The organism is Streptomyces sp. NPDC031265 (assembly GCF_055570295.1).
The window spans coordinates 108,593-125,294 of record NZ_JBVIHM010000012.1 but is presented as its reverse complement, the minus strand read 5'-3'; the positions used below and the strand labels follow the sequence as shown (position 1 = coordinate 125,294).

Below are 16,702 nucleotides of genomic sequence, written 5' to 3'. Positions count from 1 at the left end.
AAACGGACAGGCACCCCTCATGCTGCGCCGCTGAGGACGTCATTCGAACGGGGCGGCTCCAACGACGGCGAAGGGTCCCCGTTCCCGGCAGACTCCACTTCCGGCAGACCCAGATACTCACGAACAGCAGCTGCATCACCCGTGGCATCAGCAAGTCGGCCAGCCGCAGAGAATGACCTCGACTGAATGCGTGCGATCTCCTCGGTCGCATCCTCAATCGGGAAACCGGCGCCGATCAGCATCCTGATCCCAGTCTCCAGCGACAGGACACCCTCCCTCACGCCAGTGACAACGAGCTCCAGAACACCCGCCTGATCGGTCGGCAGGTACGCGCCGAACACCACCTGGGCGCGGGGCAGCTGGCCGATGGGGATGCTGCCGCCGAGCTGGTAGAGGCGCAGCACCATCTTCAACAGCAGGGGGTACTTCGAGGCCCGGGCTAGCCGCATGGACCGGACCATCGCGTCCAGGGGGCCGAAGGACAACTGCATCGCGTATCCGGAGGGGACCTCGGCGGGATTGATCGTCCCCAGGACACTTCCGGGAAGGCGGCTGACCACCGACAGCCTGTCCCGCAGGGAGTCGACATACGACCGCAGCTCGGCGAGTTGGGCCGAAGTGTCCACCGTGCTCAGCCGCCCGTTCTCACCCAGCGGCCACACCATGCCGGGTTCGAGCCGGACGGGCAGCGGCTGTCCCGTCGCGCGGTCGACAGGCAGTCGTGCTCCAGACAGTCCGATGACCGGCGAGCCCGTTGTGGCGCTGGCGCGCTGGCTGTCGGTGTCAGCGGCACCAAGGTCGTCAAGGAGCTGAGCGATTGCCATCAGGCTCGAAGTTCCGAAGTGCTCGGCGCCGACAATGGTGTTCGGGACGTGCACTATCGGGAGGAAGTCGAAGCCGAGGTCGAGGCGGTTCAGGAGCTCGCCGTCCTCGTTGCTGCGGATCCGCGCTCGGGCCAGCGACAGGGCGTCGAGGTCGTCGCCGACATCGGCGAGGTCCCACTCGGCGTCGGTCAGGTAGCAAGTCTCAGTGCTGGGGCGTTCGGACCACGGGTAGATCCGCGTGATCTCACCGGCGTTGCTGATCGGCCCGAGCTCGTACGTGACGCGCCGCAGGACTCCCTTCCCGTTGGCTGCCGGGCCATCGTGGCGCTCCCACACGAAGTGGACCCGTGTCGGGTAGGTATCGCCTCCGATTGCGCTGTCCGGGAGGACAGGGAAGTAGAAGCCGGGGTCCAGAGTGCTCAGGACCGGGCGCCCCTTCGTCTTCGACCAGGCCAGAAGGTACACCGTGTCACCGAGGCAGACTGCATTCCTCTCGGCATGCTGCACGCGCATCCATAGGTGTTCATCCTCCGCCCAGCTCTTGAGGAGCTTCTCGGCCACGCCTGCACTTGCGTCCTTCTCCGCCTCCGGAACCGTGATCTTCTGGGTCTCGCCGAGGAGGTGTGCAAGCGTCTGGTCGACGATCACGGCAGCATCGCCGTACTCGCGCCGGTCCTCACCGCCCTCGTCGAGCAGAACAGCCGCCTGATTCGTGTCGTAGGCGCTCAGCACCGTGTAGGCCGCGAGCCGGCGACGTTCCGTATCCGGCACCCATGTGGCGGCCACCGCACCGGGGAATCGGTTCGCCCTCCCATGAGCCGCCTGCTGGAAGGCGGGTTTGAAGGACAACGCCCCCCAAGCATCGATAACCAGCTCTCGTAACCGTCGCATCGCCGCTCCCTGTTGATCAGGCAAAGTCGGCGGAGCCTAATCCTCGGGGCAGCCAGAGCCGACACGGCAGCTGCTCGGCAAGGGCGCCGGCCTTGCCGCACAGGACTCCGCTCCCTGAACGTCGCGACGAAGGACGGCTATCCACAGAAGTTGGCTGTGCCTGCACAGAGTTGAGGAAAGCCCGGCACGTCTCGACCTTGATAGCTAGGGTCAGCGTGGTTACGGCTCTCGCTCCCATCTCGCTCGCTCGTTCATGTGTTCGAGCATCGCATGCGAACGATGGAGGGAGAGTGAGATGGGCAAGCACGAGAAGCCGAGAGGCTGGCGGCCTACTGGTCGCCAAGTCTGGTTACTCATCCAGGTGTTGATCTGGACGTGCAGCCACCTCGGCGACCAGTAGCCGAACACGGTGGGCATCGGTCGTCTGGCCGGCCAGCTACGGCGGCCGGTGCTCACCAACAGTTGAGACGGTTCTGAGAAACATCTCAACACATCCACGGTGAGGGTAGCGCGATGACCCATATAACTTGACGCACTCGCTCAACCCTGCGGCAAGTTATAAGTGACAGCTCCGGCACATTGCTCGCATGTCGGTAGACGCATCGCCAGCGCACCACGTGGCGCACTGGCCCGTCTCTTCGAGTCCCACTGCTCGACCGGTGTCAGGAGCCGTTGATGGAGGGTTCGCCTGTGTAGACGCTGCACGTGTCGTGCTCGCCCGCGTGGGTCGATCTGGCCCTGGTTGTTGTGGACGTGGATGCAGTCGCGTCCGGCGCCTGCCTGGATGCTTCTAGTCAGGGTGTCGTTGATCGTGATGGTGTCGTCTCCGTTACCCGTCTGGATCTGGGTGCGCATTGAGGAGGAAGCCGCCGGGGCCTGTGGTCGCCGTACTGGTCGTCAAGGGGATGGGAGCGGCCTACCACCGTGAAGGGGGTCAGGTCGACGCTCACGGTGGCGGTGCCCGTTGGGCCGACGGATATGACAAGCCGGTCAAGCGAGCGCATGCGGGCGGCGTGGCGGCTACGGCCAGAAGCACCAGCGCGCCGTTCCACCGCACACCGAGCCACAGGCGGTGAACGACAGCGCATCGCTCAGATTCGGCGAGACGGGCGTCTGCCTTGCGTCACCTCTCTCACTGTCGCCGCAAACCCGCAAGACCTAGCCTCATGGGCGCGACGAGCCACGGCGCCTTTGCAGCGCTCGCCCCCGCCGCCCCTGAGAGATGCCGAGGGTCTCAAGCCAACCGACACTAGAGAGCCAGCGATCGTCCCCCGTAGGCCAAATGACAGCAGCCCTCTCCGAGTGCGCGAGTCTGATCACGCCCTCGTCCGGGGGCTCCGACAGCAGAACCGCCCTTTTCGGGTTCTCCAAAAATTGCGTGTAATCAGCCAACTGACCAAGCGCCATCCGTACACTTTCGCGATCCGCTTTAACCTTCGCCTCGATAAGAAGATAGGCGCAGTCCACCCAAATATCAGTGAACATCGGCGAACAATCGAGCGTATGGCGGATCTGCAACCGGCTCGTCTGATGACCGTTACGGTGAAGGTATTTACAGAACCTGATGACTAGCTGGTTCTCTGGGCGGAGTTCCGTGTAGTCGGCCGACAACCCATTACGCAGCAGGTCACCTCGCTCCACGTCCTTCATGACCACCACTCGCGAGTCACACACGGCGGCTAGCTGCCCTGGGATATGCGCGACTGTGGTGACAGGTCGCAGCTTAAATACGGGCGGACAGTAGAACCCGTTGTTGACCGCAACGATCGCCGGGGGTACGACCTCTTCCAGGGTGAACTCGTCCACGTAGCGTGCCGTTGAGCCGCCTGCTTCAAAGAGATGGATGGGTTTTCCCTCTTCGATAGACCGCCGCACCCCGGCATTGTCCGGCCGATCCAGTGTGTCTTTAACCTCTCGACGATCAGTAAGGTAGGGTGAGGATCCGGCGTAGTAGAAGCACCCATCGCTTTTCCAGCCTGCCTGGGGCAGTCCCGGAGCACTCCTGAACGCAAGGCCGACGTGGGGAGACGAACTCCCCGCTCGAATCCCACGTATCTGATCGAGGACACCATGTTCCTTGAGGAAATCGAGATCTTGAAACTCCCCGGGTCGCATCCTTAGATACCCGGACCGGGTCAATGGATTGGTACGCCTCACATCTGCCCCCGACTCGACAACGTCACTTCACAGCAAGGCACATGGGCAACGTACAGCCCCATACCGACAATCATCCTTCTTACGGCCTGGGGCCCGGAGAATACGACCTCCTGTTCCAGCTCCAGGGAGGCCGCTGCGCCATCTGTGGCGGAACCAGGCGGCAGCGACGCTCGGTCGATCACTGCCACACCGCGCAACTCGTCCGACTGCTACGCCGCATGTGCAACGGCCGACTCCTCACCGCAGCCAGAGACCAGCCCGGCGTGCTCCGCGCGGCGGCCCGGTACCTCGACGACCCGCCCGCCCCACGCCTTATAGGCCGGCGCTTTTATCAAGGTAAGGGCACGTGACCAAAACGCACTACGAACTTAGCTCGTAATCAACCCTGTGCCGTAGGCCGTGAATAGAGTGTGGTAGTTACGTTCATCTGAGGCGGCTACCACTCGTATTCCCACCACGCTAGTTGCGCCGCTCGCCTGAGCTCGCACCGAGAGATCGTCAAGTGCAGCCTGCAACAAAGGATGTTCCCCGCTGTGCACTATGAGGGTCGCCGCTATCGGCGTTGACCAGATTGGAAAAGTGTCCGTGGTGAGCAGAGCTATGTTTGCCATACTGCCAAACTAACGCAGATATGGCTCGCGCGCCCTGCCAGCCACGGCAGCGCTTTACCCTTCTCATCGTCTGCCGGACAAGCGACCATCGACAGCCGTCCCGGGGCTCGCAGCAGCGTTGAGATCGAGGAACAGGTCCGTCAGAGCCCAAACACAGGCGTCCAGGAGGTCAGGTGACTTCTCCTCCTCCCCTGACGAGCCCACATAGCTGGTCATCTGCTCTTCGAGCTGGGCGTATGTGCGAGCCGGGCCGGCGTGGGTGATGCGGGACTGCTCGTACAGCATCGCCACCGGCGCCGCCCGAGCCCGCTTGCTGCGGGTCGCGTGAACGATTCTCCAGGGGACTGTCGGGTCTACCGCCTGGAGCAAGGCGGGCAGGTAGTCGCCGCCGTTGTTCGCTTCGATGACGACGCAGTCGGCCTGGTGCTCGTGGTAGAGCGCGGCGGCCCGGCGCATCGCGGCCGTCGGGGTGTAGCGATCTTGCTCGGCGTGCAGGAGGAAGCCGCGGGGCCGCCGGTCGCCGTACTGCGTGTCGAGTGGGTACGAGCGGCCCGCCACGGTGAACGCGGTCAGGTCGGCGTTCTCCGTGGTGGTGACGGCCGGGTCGACCGACACCACGAGGCGTTCCAGCGGCGGTAGGTGGTGGCGGCCGATCCTGAAGTCCTCGACCTCGAACATCCACTGCTTCCACAGGGCGCCTTCGACGTCCTCCAGCAGGACGCCGTCGAGTTCTTGCTGGCCCAGCCGGGTTCCGCCGTACTCCGAGTCAAGCTCGGCGAGTGCCGCGCCGGACAGGTTGGCCCGGTTGTCCTCGGTGCGGCCGGTCGTCAGCACGACGCGCGGCCCGGACTGGTCGCCCCGCTGCTCGTTCTGGCCGCGCCGGACGAGCTTCTTCACGTGGGGCAGTGGCTTCGGGGTGGTGGAGATGACGACCTGCGGGGAGGGGGCCTCGCGCAGGCAGAACCACAGCATGTCGTACACCGACTGGGCGGTGTGCCGGTTCCAAGCCGCGTACTCGTCCAACCAGCCTTTGTCGAAGGCGAAGCCACGCAGGTTGTCAGGGGTCTCGGCGCCGAACCCGTAGATCGCGGAGCCGTTCTTCAACCGCAGGATCGTCAGCCCGTTGCCGGGGCTGTAGCGGCGTACGTCCTCGGGCGGGATGACCGACAGGAGACCGCTCTTGGGGGACTCGAAGCAGATCTCCTTGACGAGGGTGGCGTTCTTCGCGACGACCGCGATCACCGTGCCGGGTTGGCTGGTCCACTCCGCGACGGTCTGGGCCGCGGTGCGCGTCTTGCCCCAGCCACGGCCGGTCAGCAGCATCCACGCGGTCCAGGCGCCGAGCGGGATGCGCTGGGCGGCGCGCGCATGCCTGTGCAGCCAGCCTTCATGGGGAAGGCCGTCGCAGTCGGAGACGTCGCACGCCCACCGTCGAGCGGCCTTCTCATCGGCCTCCAGGAGCGCGCTGATCTCGGCGTGGAGCTGGGCATCGGAGATCTGGGAGGGGTCGGGCAGGCCGTCCGGTCGTCCGGTCACGACTCGTCCCCGCCCCCGGCTGCGATCCGCGATTCGAGTTCGCGGCGCAGCTGCCCCATGCGGGCCCGGCGTTCCTCATCCGTCAGCTCCGTGACGTCGGGCATATCCACGGAGGTCTTCACGGCGGCAGCGGCCTCGGCCTGGTCGATCCCGTACGCCTGCCGCTCGATACGGATGGTGACCTCCAGCCAGCGGACCAGGTCGGCCGGGGTGAGGCGTGCCGGGTCGAGCTGCTGAAGCTGCTGGACGATCTTGGCCTGTGCGGCGGAGGCGAGGCGCGCATGCCGCCGTACGACGTCGCGGGTCGCCTGCTGCCGCTCGGCCCGCCAGATGCGGTCCTGCTCGCGATCCCACGCTTCGGCCCGCAGCACCCACTGGTGGGCATCGGACCAGCGCTCGACAAGGCTGCGGCCCTTCTTCAGGGTGGAGGCGACCTTGCGGACGCTGCGGGACAGGCCGAAGTCGCGGTAGCAGACGAAGGCTTCCCACGCTGCCGTGGACTCGCCAGCTTGCCGCTCCCACGCGTCGGCGCTGCCGCCCACCGCTGCCTCCCTTCGCTTACGCCCGCCGCTTCTTGCCCCTCGTTCCTTCGCCGTGGTCCGAACCGTGCTGTCCGTCAGGCGCTGGCCGCCATCGGCCCGGCCGTGCTCAAGTCCGGGTCCCGCAGCCCCAGGTGCTCCAGCAGGTCGAGGCAGTCAGCGGCCATCCGCGCCTTGTCGTCGCCGACGGCCCGCGCGGCGATCTGCAGCGCGGCACGGCGCCGGACGTCGATGGGGAGCGGAGTGACCGACAGCGTCCGCTGCCAGTCCGTGTTGTCCTTCGCCAGGTTCACGCGGCGGTGCCTTCCTGCGGGAGGTGCTGCGGTTCCAGTGCGCCGTCCAGGAGCTCGGCCAGGGCGAGGGCTTTGCGGAAAGGCTCGTCGGCCAAGTCCTCGGCGAGGTCTCTGGCCAGTCGGGCAGCGCTGCGGTGCACGGTGGTGAGGTGATCGATCTCCGCGTGCAGCCTGGCGGTGGTGTCCGCCTCTTCGCCGGCCAGGTCGGGGACTCGGATACGGGAGTGTGGTGTCATCGCGGTCTCCTGAACTGGGCGGGAAGTGCAGCACGTTGTTGGGCGGGGCCCAACACGCGCAAGACCGTGGGGAGATCGCTGGGCCGCCACACGGCGACTTCGAATCCGGAGTCCGCCAAGTGCGCAAGCCAGATCCGCTGAGCGGGCCTGATGCGGCCGATCTCGCTCTTGAACTCGACGAAGAGCGTGCGGCGCAGCGCCGTGTGACCGAACACTTCGTCAGGCCAACCAGCGTCCGAGCGTCGGGAGTCAGCCGTGTGGTACTGCAAGGTCCAGCCGTACCGGGTGGCGACCTCGCGCACCTGGCGGCGCCACTGTTCCTCACTCGCCCCGTGGGCCCGCTCGGCGGACTCCGTGACATGCGGCATCCACTCAGCCTCCAGTCTCGCCAGGGGCGCATAGCGTTCGCCCAGGAGCTTGCGGTACAGCTGCTCCTCCGCCGCCGTGCGCACCCCGCTCATGCGGCACCTGCCAGGTAGTCGGCCGCCCACAGCTCCAGGGCCCGCCACCGCTGGTCCGCCGGGATGTCCTCGGTCCGGACCATCCGGTCGATGGCCTGCTGCACGAGGGCGGCTGCGTCGGCCGGCATGGTGCGAGTGGCCAGCACCGTCTCGATGGGGGCCGCTCCCTTGCGGGTGGCCAGCTCACTCTCGGGGTCGTACCAGCCCTCAGTGAGCTCGCCGAGGTGCCGCTCGAACGTCGCCAGGATGATCGCGAAGGCCGCCGCAACGTTTCCGATGTTGTGCGCGGCTTTCGTCGTGTCTAAGGCGTCCAGGACCGCCTCGTACTGCTCCATGCGGGCCAGCCACCTACTGTCGGCTGAGGTCACTTTGCGAGCCGTCTCCAGGGCCTGCTCGGCAGCGTCCTTCTCGTCGGGCAGGAACGTGATCGACACGGTCGCGAAGTCCAGGTTGGCCTCGGCGAGCGAGGGCACCGAGACCTCTTCGAGGAGCTCCAGAGTCTTGTCGTCGAGTCCCGAGTACAGGCGCATCGACACGTCCTCCAGCTCCTCGTACAGAGCCTTGAGGGTGGCCGGGTCGTCCTCGCCCGTGATCGCGTTGTGCGACAGCTGGAGAGCGATCTGCTTCTGCCGGGGCAGCGGGTCATCGATCTCCAGCCAGAAGATCGTGGCAAGGCCCGCCTCGATCGCGGCCTTGGTGCGGTGGTTGCCGGACAGCACGATGCGCCGCCCGGAGGCGGCGTCGTTCCACACCAGTGGCGTCGACGTCAGGTGGCCGTCCTCGCGGATGTTCGCCGCCAGACGCTGGAACTGCTCGTGGCGCATGAACCGGGCGTTCACGTCGAGCAGCGTCAGCTCTCGCGGGTCGCCCTCCACGATGCGGGGCTTGCTGAGCTGGCTCACTTGGCTGTGCCCTCCTCAACTTGATCGGTACGTCCGTGCTTGCGTGTCCACTCGGCGAAGCCCTCGGCCAGCGACCAGCGGCCCAAGTCGCTGCCGTAGTCGAGCTGGTAGCGGTAGGCGGGGTCGGTTGAGTCCTTGCGGGAGTGGAGCTTCAGCAACCCGCGGTACTTCATCGACGCGGGCCGCTGGGTGAAGGCGGTGGTGTTCAGCCGGGTCAGCCGGGTGTTCATGGTCCGCTGCGCCAGGAACTGCGCCTCCGTGGACAGCGCCGCGTACAGGACGAGCTTGGCCAGGCGCGGGTAGGAGGTCGGCGAGACCGGGAAGTCCGACAGCAGGTACACGTTGTGCGGGTCAAACTTCGGGCTGGAGAACGCGAACGAGCCGACCACGACACCGTCGACGAGGACGGCGAGCGCCATCGTCGGGGTGCCGGGCCGGATGTTGTGGTTCATGTACTGAGAGCGCAGCGTGGAGAACTGGCCCATGGTCAGCGGCGCCAGTGACAACATCTCCCCGAGCGTCTGGCCGGGCCGCAGGCGCGGCGACTTCACGGGCTCCAGGCGCTGGGAGGGACGTACGATCCGGGAGCGGGGCACCGACGAGTACACGTTGATCGGCACGCCCCGGTTCGCGGTCTGCACCTGCCCGCGCAGGTGATCGGCCAGTTCCTCCACGTCGAAGTGCAGACCGAGCACCCAGTGGGGCCGGTCCGTGATCCGCTCGATCAGCGTCGCCTTCGCCGCGTCGTCGAGCGTCGGGTACTCGGGCACCGGCCACTCCAGGTGCTTGTCGAGGGCCGCGAACTGGCTCTCATAGTCACCGGCGAAGAACGGCGGGAACGCCACGACCGGGGCGTCCGCCGGGACTTGCTCGGCCAGCCACTGGTTGACGTCCATCGCCGCGTAGCTGCCCAGCCTGAGCGGCAACGCTTCGATCTTGGCGACAGTCTTGGCGTGGAGCTGCTCGAACTGGTCGCGGTAGGCGCGCAGCATCCGCCCGTAGTAGGGGTGGCGTTCCTTGCCGACCCACTGGAAGAAGCGGGTGCCGAGCATGACCACAGCGAGGGACCCGGCGCGGCCGTCCATGTAGGGGTCGATCCAGTTGAGGTGTTCGGCGGACTCGGGCCGCAGTGAGATCGGCAGTTCGCGCCCGGCGAGGTACCAGCCGATCGCGGACGAGTAGAGCTGGACGTCGCAGCCGTGGAGGGTGAACCCGGTGTCGTGCAGAACGCGTTCGATGGTGAAGTTCCCGGAGCAGCCGATGTAGATGTCGTCGGCCTGGCCGGTCCACTGGGTGGCGTGCTCGTGGATGATCGCGCGGAGGTCCGCGGGTATCGAGCCGTGGAACACCGCGATCTCCCCGCCATCGGTAGTCGGTCGTTGATCCTGCGCGGGTGCGCAGGGGTGGGATACGGGTCCGGGGACGGCAGGGGGCTGCCTGCGCGTGCCGGACCGCCGTGGAACCAGGAGGCGCGGGGGACGCCTGGATGGTTGGCTCCGGGGCTGGTTGGCTCCACACCACAAGCCCGTGTGGACGTATCCCGAGCGCCGGGCCCGACTCGAACGAGCTCTTCCCCACCGGGGGTGGGGCGTGCTGCCTGTTGCACTACCGGCGCGCGCCGGGGGATCGAGATGATCTCCCGTCGACCCCAGGAACACTAACAGACACATGTCTGTCTGGACACATGTGTCGGGCGTGATGCCACGCCCGACACATGCCCACCCCGCCCCGGGGGCTACTGCTCTTCGTTGCCGAGCAGCTCCATCAGATCGATCGTGCCGTACCCGCAGGGGTCAGGGGCCGAGTCGACTGGAGCCAGGCGCTGCACCGTCGCCACCTCGAACAGCTCGTCCTGTCCGGGCGGTGCCGGCTTGGGCGCGAGCCGCGCGTCGAAGTCCGCAGGGGTCAGGTCGACCCACCTACGCCGCCCCCCGGTCTCACTCCGAGCGGTCACAGGAGCCGCCCCTGCTCGTAGGCCGGACCCGTGGCCCCGAGTTCGCGGACATTCGCACCGACCCGTTCCTGCCACCACTGCGCGAACATCCGTCGGTGGCACCACTGACCCGATTTGGCTAGGTCCTCGAAGCAGAGCAGCACGAGGCGCCCGTCCCCCGCCGCCTGGGTAATCTCCTCGAACCTGCGCGCGAAGAACGCCGGGCCGTGGCCATCGAGCTGCGCCCGGTAAGCCGCAGTGAACTCCGTCCGCTCCGACCCGAAGTAGTCCCGACTCGGGGCCGCCTCGCGGATCTGGTGCTCGATCCGGTACGGCAGGGTCCAGCGTGGCGCGCCCAGGGTGATCCGGACGGGTACGCCCGTGTCCTGGTTGAAGTCGCTGTAGCGATGCGTGAACAGGTTGAACATCTCTCTCCTTACCGAGCCGCGCCGTGGGTGCACAGGGGGCACTCCGGTTCCGGTTTCTCGTCGTGGCCGTCGTCCTCGTGGGTGTTCTCCCACCCTGCGAGATCGTGGCACGGGTCGCACAGCTGGAGCCCGAGTGCTTCGCGGGAGACGCTGGCCGGTCCGAGCAGGATGCGCCCCTGCCCGTCCACGCCGAACGCTCCAGGGAGCGCCTGAGCTGGGACGACGTCTAGGTGCTTGCCGCATGCGCGACACGGAATGGGCGTGGCGAGCGCTGCCGCCGGCCAGTCCGCGTCCGGGGTGACGACGCCGAGGCTCAGCAGGGCTATCGCCTGGCGGGGCTCCATGGTCCCGTCGGGCTTGATGGTGAACTCCACTGGTGTGCCTTGTCCTTTCCATGGGAGTACGCCCGACCCGGGGCGGGGCGGGCGTCGTGATGCGAGAGAGCCGGGTGGGGGCTCGCACCCCCCACCCGGCTCCCGCGGCTATCCCTTGACCTCTCTGGCTGCGCCCGCCGCGAGGTGGCGATGGAGAGAGACCTTCAAGTTCCGCCCCTCGGCCATCAGTTCAGTGGTGAGACTGTCCTGGCGCGCGTCCCACTTGCGGCGCTCGCGGTCCATCTCTGTGCGGCGCCACTCCCAGTCACCGTTGTCGATGGCGTCGCATTCCTCGGAGAGGCACTGCCGGAGGCTCTGCTTGACGGGGCGCATGTCAATGAGGATCGCGTCGTAGTCGCACAACTTGGTGTGAAGCTCGCTGCCTTCAGGGATCCAGTAGCTCTTGCCGAAGATGCTGACCTCTATCACGTCGGCTTCTTTCCGTGTGAAGTTCAGGAACTTGTTGTTCTTGATAGTTAAATACTATGCTCAATCAGCGTCGCCGTCAAGTGTTATTTATCATTGCTCGGTTCGGGAAACCGCCCCACTTCCGCCCCACTTCCGCCCCACCGCAACCCGGGAAGACTGAGGGGCCCGCGCCTCGCGCGAGCCCCTCCCCAATCACCCTCCGACTTAGGCCGCCGGAGCAGCCTCCGCCTCGACTTCACCCTCGACCTCGACCTCCGCCGCACCGGCCTCAGCCACCATCTCCGCAATCTCCGCATCCATGGGGCCCTCCGCCGCAGCGCCCGCCACCTGCTCCTCGCCCGCGCCTTCTTCCGGCTCCACCTCCAAGTCCGGGCGCACCGCCAGGGACCGCGCCGCCGAGATGGACTTCGCCTTCCGCATCTTCGTCCGCACCCCGCTCAGCGACTTGTGGGCCCGGTCCAGCGCATCCACGTGCCGGGCCACCTCCCCCTCGAACAGGTCGGCCAGCTCGGTCGGCGTGTGCTCCCCCAGCTCCTCCAAGTTCGCCGCGAGCGCCTCCAGCTGCTCTACCAGGCTGCGCGCCTTAACCCGCGCCTTGGTCTTCTCCTCCTTCTCGGCCGCCGTGAGCTCCTTCTCCGTAAAGAAGCCCTCCTGGTCCTCGCCGAGCTTCAGGGCCTGAGCGAAGTTGGAAGCCTCCGTCTCCGTCCGGAAGTTGCCCTTCATGTACTGGGTGACCGCCACCTTCTGGTTCGCCGGCGTCAGCCGCGAGACGTACCAGGCGAAGTCCGCCTTGATGGTGCCGTTCTCCACGAGCTTCGCCACCTCGGTGGTGAGCTCCAGGAGGTCCATCCGCCACTTGATGTAGTCGGTGGTCTTGCCGAACATCTCCGCGATGCGCTCGCTCTGGTAGCCGAACCCGACCAGATCCGCGTACGCCTGCGCCTCTTCCATGAGCGTCATGTCCGCGCGGCCGATGTTCTCGGAGATGCCGAGGATGTAGGACTTCTCGTCGTCCACGCTCTGGACGATCTCCGCCTTGATCGTGGTCGCACCCTCGACCAGATGCATGGCGCGCCAGCGGCGCTCCCCCATGACGATCTGGAACTTGTCGCCCGCGGGGCGCACGACGATCGCCTGGAGCTGACCGACCGAGCGGAACTGGGCCGCGAGCTCCTCCAGCTTCACCTCGTCGAAGAACTTGCGCGGCTGGTCCGGGTTGGGCTCGACGTCGGCCAGCGGGAGGCGCACGAAGTCCAGTGTGGACTCGATCTGGAAGTCGTTGGTGGGCTCGGTGGCGAGCTCGGTGGTGACGGTCATTTCACTGACTCCTCGCACTCTTCTCGCAGGATGAGTTCCTGTGAGGTTGTGACTACATTCTATGTTTCAGAATTTATGGCCGTCAAGTGTTTTTTATCGTAATGGGAGACTCCGCACTGCCCATCAGTTCCTTGCCACCAGCTCTTTCCGAGCCGTATCCGCAGTGCTCCGTGACCGCAAACTGCTTACGTCAGGAGATGGGGCCGCGCGAGGTACAGCCCCCAGTGCGCACCGAATCAACGTGCGGCGCACACATGGGCCGCCAACCCGCCAGACCCTCACCTGCGGCGCCCACGCCGCGCATGCCACTGGCCCGCAGGGGCTTTGCCCTCTTACACAGAAAAGTTGACCCCGTCTCAGCACCTGAGCACCGGGCTCGCGTACGACGCGCCCACATAACACCCCTCAGCTCCCTTGCAGTCGGGCGGGGTAATCTGACAACCTCGATCCCTTGCCGCGCACAGGGTGGTTGCAGCTGTGCGGCTTGGACACGGGGGCGCGAGCGGGGGAGACGAAGCGATGCACATCTCGGCAGAAACCGTCAGACGGCTTGCCGCAGAGATGGAGCACGACGGCGACCACGGCGACGCACCGACCGAGGATTTGACTGCCGCCCAGTTCCTGACTCTCGCCGGGGCGGACGTCAGCACTGAAGGGTTCTTTCATGAATCCAACATGTGTGGAGACAAAGGCTAGGCTTGGCCGCCCGCCACACTGAGCACTTGCCGCTTGGGAGGCTAGGGGGCATCGGCGACCAGACGACAGGGGGAGCGTACGAGTCGCCACCACACCTTACTGATTCGACAGTCTGTTCGCATGACGCTGCCCGATGCCCGGCGGTTCCACGGCGGGCACCGGAGACGCTTCCGACCTATGCGCCCACGCCTGGCGCATCCTCGCCCGTCCCGAAGCCGGTACCCCGGGCCCGGCGGGCGGCGTGGCGGACCGTGTGTGCGGACATCCGCCCCCGCCCCGCCCGGGCGGGCCGTCTAACCCGATCCCCATGACCTCCTGCTTTGACACGTGCGGCAGCAGCTCGTCACTACGGGCTGCGGCAGCCACCGCATCCAGGTACGCATCGATCAACTTCGCCGTCTCACAGGAGAGTGCGCCCCGGACACAACCGCGCTCTTCCCGGTGAACGTGACTCGTGCCGGCCGCTTGCCTGCGGCCGGGGCATAGCCGTAGCGCGGCATCCTGCCGATGTCCCCGGCACGCATCCCTATCCCTGCATCTAGGAACCGACAGGTCCCCCGCCGTTAGTCGAGCCGGCGTTCCGCAGCAGCCGCATCCGAAGCCCACCACATTCCGAGGGCAAACAAGCTCGTAGTGCCTGTCGCCTCATAGAGCGTCGCCAAATCTGACTGAAGCGTGCGGAGACTCACGCCCAGTTCGGTAGCAACAGACTTCACTGCGGCCCCTTCTCCGAGCCGTACCAACATCCGGCGCTGTCGTTTGGTAGTGATCGTTACCGGTTGGGGCCGGTAGATGCCGCCCATCCACGGCTCCGCCCGGTCCCACTGCTGCTCGTAGAGACGGGCGATCAGGGCAACGAGGCCAGAGTGCGTCACGACGTACGCCGAACCGCCCCCGACATGGTCCGTCAGCACCGCCATGCTGCCATCGACGATGACCATGCGCTCGAAGGGAGGTACGGCGGTGCGAATCTCAGCACCAGAGGCTGCTACCGCACGTGCCCATTCCTGCTCGCCGGATCGACTGCGCGCTGAATCCAGGTAGATCGTCCGAAGTTGCACGCCGCGCTCGAGGAGCTCGACATCCCGGGGCAGCGACGCTTCGAGAGAGTGCGGAGGGCGTTCCAGAGGATGGGCGGTCCAGACATAAGACTCCGCAGCATGCGTCGCCTGCGTCAGACGTTGCGTGGCCTGCTCCTTGCGCGCAATCCACTCAACGCCACCACTCGACGGGGATTGAGGAACGCTCTCAATATCGGTGACGATAGCCGACATCTCTTCCATGCGGTCCAGGGCGGCGCGAATCTCCCCCCGCATAGCTGCGAGGAGCTCAGCCTCGGCATGGCGGGGCTTCGCAGCCACCTGCCTCTCGGGGCGGACCAGGTCAGGCTGCGCTAGCCCCCAGTCGTGGAGCTCGGCCAACCCCGGGTCCCCTACTTCAGCATGTCCGCCCCCGCGTAGACAAAGAGCAAGCGCCCGCGCCTGCTCTGAAAGTCCCCTTTTACCTTCCTTGCCCATTTCGCCCCCCTGCATGTTTGTGCATTGCACACCCCCGCACTCCGCGAAACATTGATCACGAGGAGAGAACGGTGAACACTACTCATTGTGACCGGGGGGTTCGGGCGTGTACCCACGCACAGCATTAGCGCAGGGTAGGGCCTTGTGGGGCATATGTCATGCGCAAATGGCCGCCACGGTTTGACCGCAGGTGACGGCGGGGGGGAATCCAGGGGAGATGAAATGATCTTGAAAGCGAAGCTGTTGGTGCTCGCTGCCGTAGCAGCCTTCACCGCGGCCATACTTGGCGTGGGCGGCGCCACCGCCTTTCAGGCAGATCCCACGTGGGACTCTCACCCTCCCGTCACGGCGCAGCCCCAAGACCCCACATGGGATGTTGCTCCGGCATCCGCCACCAACATCGCAAGCAGCGAGCCCACTTGGGATCTCGCGGCCAAGCTGGATCCCAACTGGGGATAGCGAGAGGACTGAGCGGCTGCTCTCTGCGAGGCAACAACTACCAGTAGCGGATGGAGAAGCGGTCTTCGTCGAGGGTGCGAGAACCGCGAACGGTCGCCGGTCCGACCGCCACTTCCTTGACGATGAGTTGAAGCAAGGTCTTCTGTTGTTCGGGGCCGGCTGTCTCATTCCACCACTCCACGATCCCTTCAAGTGTGAGTGGTGGAAGCTCATCCAGGAGGCGGCCTCGACGAACGGCGGCGAGTGCAACCCGGCGCTGGTCCTCCAGGGCCGCCTTCGCAGTGCGGAACTCCGACAAGTTCATCTCTCGGGCACCGTACGCCCGGGCTAGTTCCTGACGGTGCTGAGTGAGTTCCTCAAGGAGCTCGCGCCCCTCTACTGCTTCCTTGGCAACCTGCTCCTTCTTCTCTGCAAGTCGCTTGAGACTGCTCGGACGACTCAGCCGCGCCAAGGCACGCTCAGCCACATACTTGTCGAGCGGGTCTGCGCTGATGCGGATCTTGCCGCAGCCTTCGGCCTCGCACACGTATCCACGGGAGCGGCGCGCGTTACCTGTTGCACGAGACACCATGGGAGTCTCCGACAGAGCGCAAGTCACGGTACCGCCGGACAGAAGGTGCGTGTGCTGGTCGCTTTGGCTCCCCCCTTCTCCCCCGCCCAGCTTCCGCTTTTTCGGGGCGAAGTACGCTTCCAGCTCCGCGAAGGTCTCTGGCTCGATCAGCCTCTCGGCCGGTCCGGGAACAAGATTGCCATCGCCGTCACGCCGCAGACCGGCAATCGCGGGGTTGAGCAAGCGTCGCCTGAGGGTGGTGGGGCTCCACTTCACCCCAAAGACGGTCAGACCTGCGTTTTCGGTCATCCAGTCGGCGACACTCGCCAGAGTGTGCTCCCCCGTCAGCAGTCGCTTCGCCGCCCCGTCGAGCCAGCGCGCTTCCTCTGGGATCGCCGTGACGCCATCTGTGTCGTGGCCGTAGGCCCTCATGGATACTCCAGCCCGAGTCCCCGTGACTTGCTCCGACGGTACACCGACGGACGATTGTCCGTCCGACATCTCAGAGAGAAGTGGCCCGCCCCCATTGCACGGCGAGACGCTACCCAA

18 protein-coding genes are annotated in these 16,702 nt (G+C 66.1%); 2 read left to right on the top strand and 16 right to left on the bottom strand.

The features are described from left to right. Positions 1 to 17 precede the first annotated feature (17 nt). Together ACZ499_RS20095 and ACZ499_RS20090 are read right to left on the bottom strand one after the other, a co-directional pair. The gene (locus ACZ499_RS20095) at positions 18 to 1,715 is read right to left on the bottom strand and encodes a hypothetical protein (protein WP_468676635.1); all 1,698 of its coding nucleotides are present in this window, start codon (positions 1,713 to 1,715) and stop codon (positions 18 to 20) included. 1,164 nt (positions 1,716 to 2,879) lie between these two features. Then, entirely contained in the window at positions 2,880 to 3,590 is a 711-nt protein-coding gene (locus ACZ499_RS20090; RefSeq protein ID WP_468676633.1) for a hypothetical protein, read from the bottom strand. A gap of 263 nt (positions 3,591 to 3,853) precedes the next feature. On the opposite strand from ACZ499_RS20090, the gene ACZ499_RS20085 reads away from it, so the two are divergent. Continuing rightward, positions 3,854 to 4,222: an endonuclease domain-containing protein gene (locus ACZ499_RS20085; protein ID WP_468676632.1), complete on the top strand. Its 369-nt coding sequence runs from the start codon at positions 3,854 to 3,856 to the stop codon at positions 4,220 to 4,222. A gap of 324 nt (positions 4,223 to 4,546) precedes the next feature. Here ACZ499_RS20085 and ACZ499_RS20080 read toward each other — a convergent pair whose 3' ends face one another. From ACZ499_RS20080 to ACZ499_RS20025, 12 genes are all read right to left on the bottom strand, one after another. Continuing rightward, positions 4,547 to 6,019: a terminase large subunit domain-containing protein gene (locus tag ACZ499_RS20080; RefSeq protein WP_468676631.1), complete on the bottom strand. Its 1,473-nt coding sequence runs from the start codon at positions 6,017 to 6,019 to the stop codon at positions 4,547 to 4,549. Beyond that, positions 6,016 to 6,561 (bottom strand): hypothetical protein, encoded by a 546-nt coding sequence (locus tag ACZ499_RS20075; protein WP_468676629.1) that lies wholly within the window; start codon positions 6,559 to 6,561, stop codon positions 6,016 to 6,018. Before ACZ499_RS20075 ends, ACZ499_RS20080 begins: the two co-directional genes overlap by 4 nt. Before the next feature lie 74 nt (positions 6,562 to 6,635). Next, on the bottom strand, positions 6,636 to 6,851 hold the full coding sequence (locus ACZ499_RS20070) for a hypothetical protein (RefSeq protein ID WP_468676627.1): 216 nt from the start codon (positions 6,849 to 6,851) through the stop codon (positions 6,636 to 6,638). Further along, positions 6,848 to 7,087, bottom strand: a complete 240-nt coding sequence (locus tag ACZ499_RS20065; protein WP_468676626.1) for a hypothetical protein — start codon at positions 7,085 to 7,087, stop codon at positions 6,848 to 6,850. Before ACZ499_RS20065 ends, ACZ499_RS20070 begins: the two co-directional genes overlap by 4 nt. Next, a complete protein-coding gene (locus ACZ499_RS20060; RefSeq protein WP_468676624.1) occupies positions 7,084 to 7,548 on the bottom strand; it encodes a VRR-NUC domain-containing protein in 465 nt (154 codons plus the stop codon). The genes ACZ499_RS20065 and ACZ499_RS20060 overlap by 4 nt, the downstream gene beginning before the upstream one ends. Next, positions 7,545 to 8,450, bottom strand: coding sequence for a ParB/Srx family N-terminal domain-containing protein (locus ACZ499_RS20055; RefSeq protein WP_468676623.1), 906 nt, complete (start codon positions 8,448 to 8,450; stop codon positions 7,545 to 7,547). Before ACZ499_RS20055 ends, ACZ499_RS20060 begins: the two co-directional genes overlap by 4 nt. Beyond that, positions 8,447 to 9,799, bottom strand: a complete 1,353-nt coding sequence (locus ACZ499_RS20050) for a putative antirestriction adenine methyltransferase (protein WP_468676621.1) — start codon at positions 9,797 to 9,799, stop codon at positions 8,447 to 8,449. The genes ACZ499_RS20055 and ACZ499_RS20050 overlap by 4 nt, the downstream gene beginning before the upstream one ends. 386 nt (positions 9,800 to 10,185) lie before the next feature. Continuing rightward, entirely contained in the window at positions 10,186 to 10,404 is a 219-nt protein-coding gene (locus ACZ499_RS20045) for a hypothetical protein (RefSeq protein WP_468676620.1), read from the bottom strand. Then, positions 10,401 to 10,811, bottom strand: coding sequence for a DUF488 family protein (locus tag ACZ499_RS20040; RefSeq protein WP_468676618.1), 411 nt, complete (start codon positions 10,809 to 10,811; stop codon positions 10,401 to 10,403). Before ACZ499_RS20040 ends, ACZ499_RS20045 begins: the two co-directional genes overlap by 4 nt. Before the next feature lie 8 nt (positions 10,812 to 10,819). Then, the gene (locus ACZ499_RS20035; protein WP_468676616.1) at positions 10,820 to 11,185 is read right to left on the bottom strand and encodes a hypothetical protein; all 366 of its coding nucleotides are present in this window, start codon (positions 11,183 to 11,185) and stop codon (positions 10,820 to 10,822) included. Positions 11,186 to 11,293: 108 nt separating this feature from the next. Then, positions 11,294 to 11,614, bottom strand: a complete 321-nt coding sequence (locus tag ACZ499_RS20030) for a hypothetical protein (protein WP_468676614.1) — start codon at positions 11,612 to 11,614, stop codon at positions 11,294 to 11,296. A gap of 204 nt (positions 11,615 to 11,818) precedes the next feature. Continuing rightward, positions 11,819 to 12,931, bottom strand: a complete 1,113-nt coding sequence (locus ACZ499_RS20025; RefSeq protein ID WP_468676613.1) for a ParB/RepB/Spo0J family partition protein — start codon at positions 12,929 to 12,931, stop codon at positions 11,819 to 11,821. 519 nt (positions 12,932 to 13,450) lie between these two features. Here ACZ499_RS20025 and ACZ499_RS20020 point away from each other — a divergent pair. Then, the gene (locus ACZ499_RS20020; protein ID WP_468676611.1) at positions 13,451 to 13,627 is read left to right on the top strand and encodes a hypothetical protein; all 177 of its coding nucleotides are present in this window, start codon (positions 13,451 to 13,453) and stop codon (positions 13,625 to 13,627) included. A 563-nt stretch (positions 13,628 to 14,190) separates the two neighbouring features. Here ACZ499_RS20020 and ACZ499_RS20015 read toward each other — a convergent pair. Together ACZ499_RS20015 and ACZ499_RS20010 are read right to left on the bottom strand one after the other, a co-directional pair. Continuing rightward, positions 14,191 to 14,910, bottom strand: coding sequence for a hypothetical protein (locus ACZ499_RS20015; protein ID WP_468676609.1), 720 nt, complete (start codon positions 14,908 to 14,910; stop codon positions 14,191 to 14,193). A gap of 730 nt (positions 14,911 to 15,640) precedes the next feature. Beyond that, entirely contained in the window at positions 15,641 to 16,585 is a 945-nt protein-coding gene (locus ACZ499_RS20010) for a recombinase family protein (protein ID WP_468676607.1), read from the bottom strand. Positions 16,586 to 16,702 lie beyond the last annotated feature (117 nt).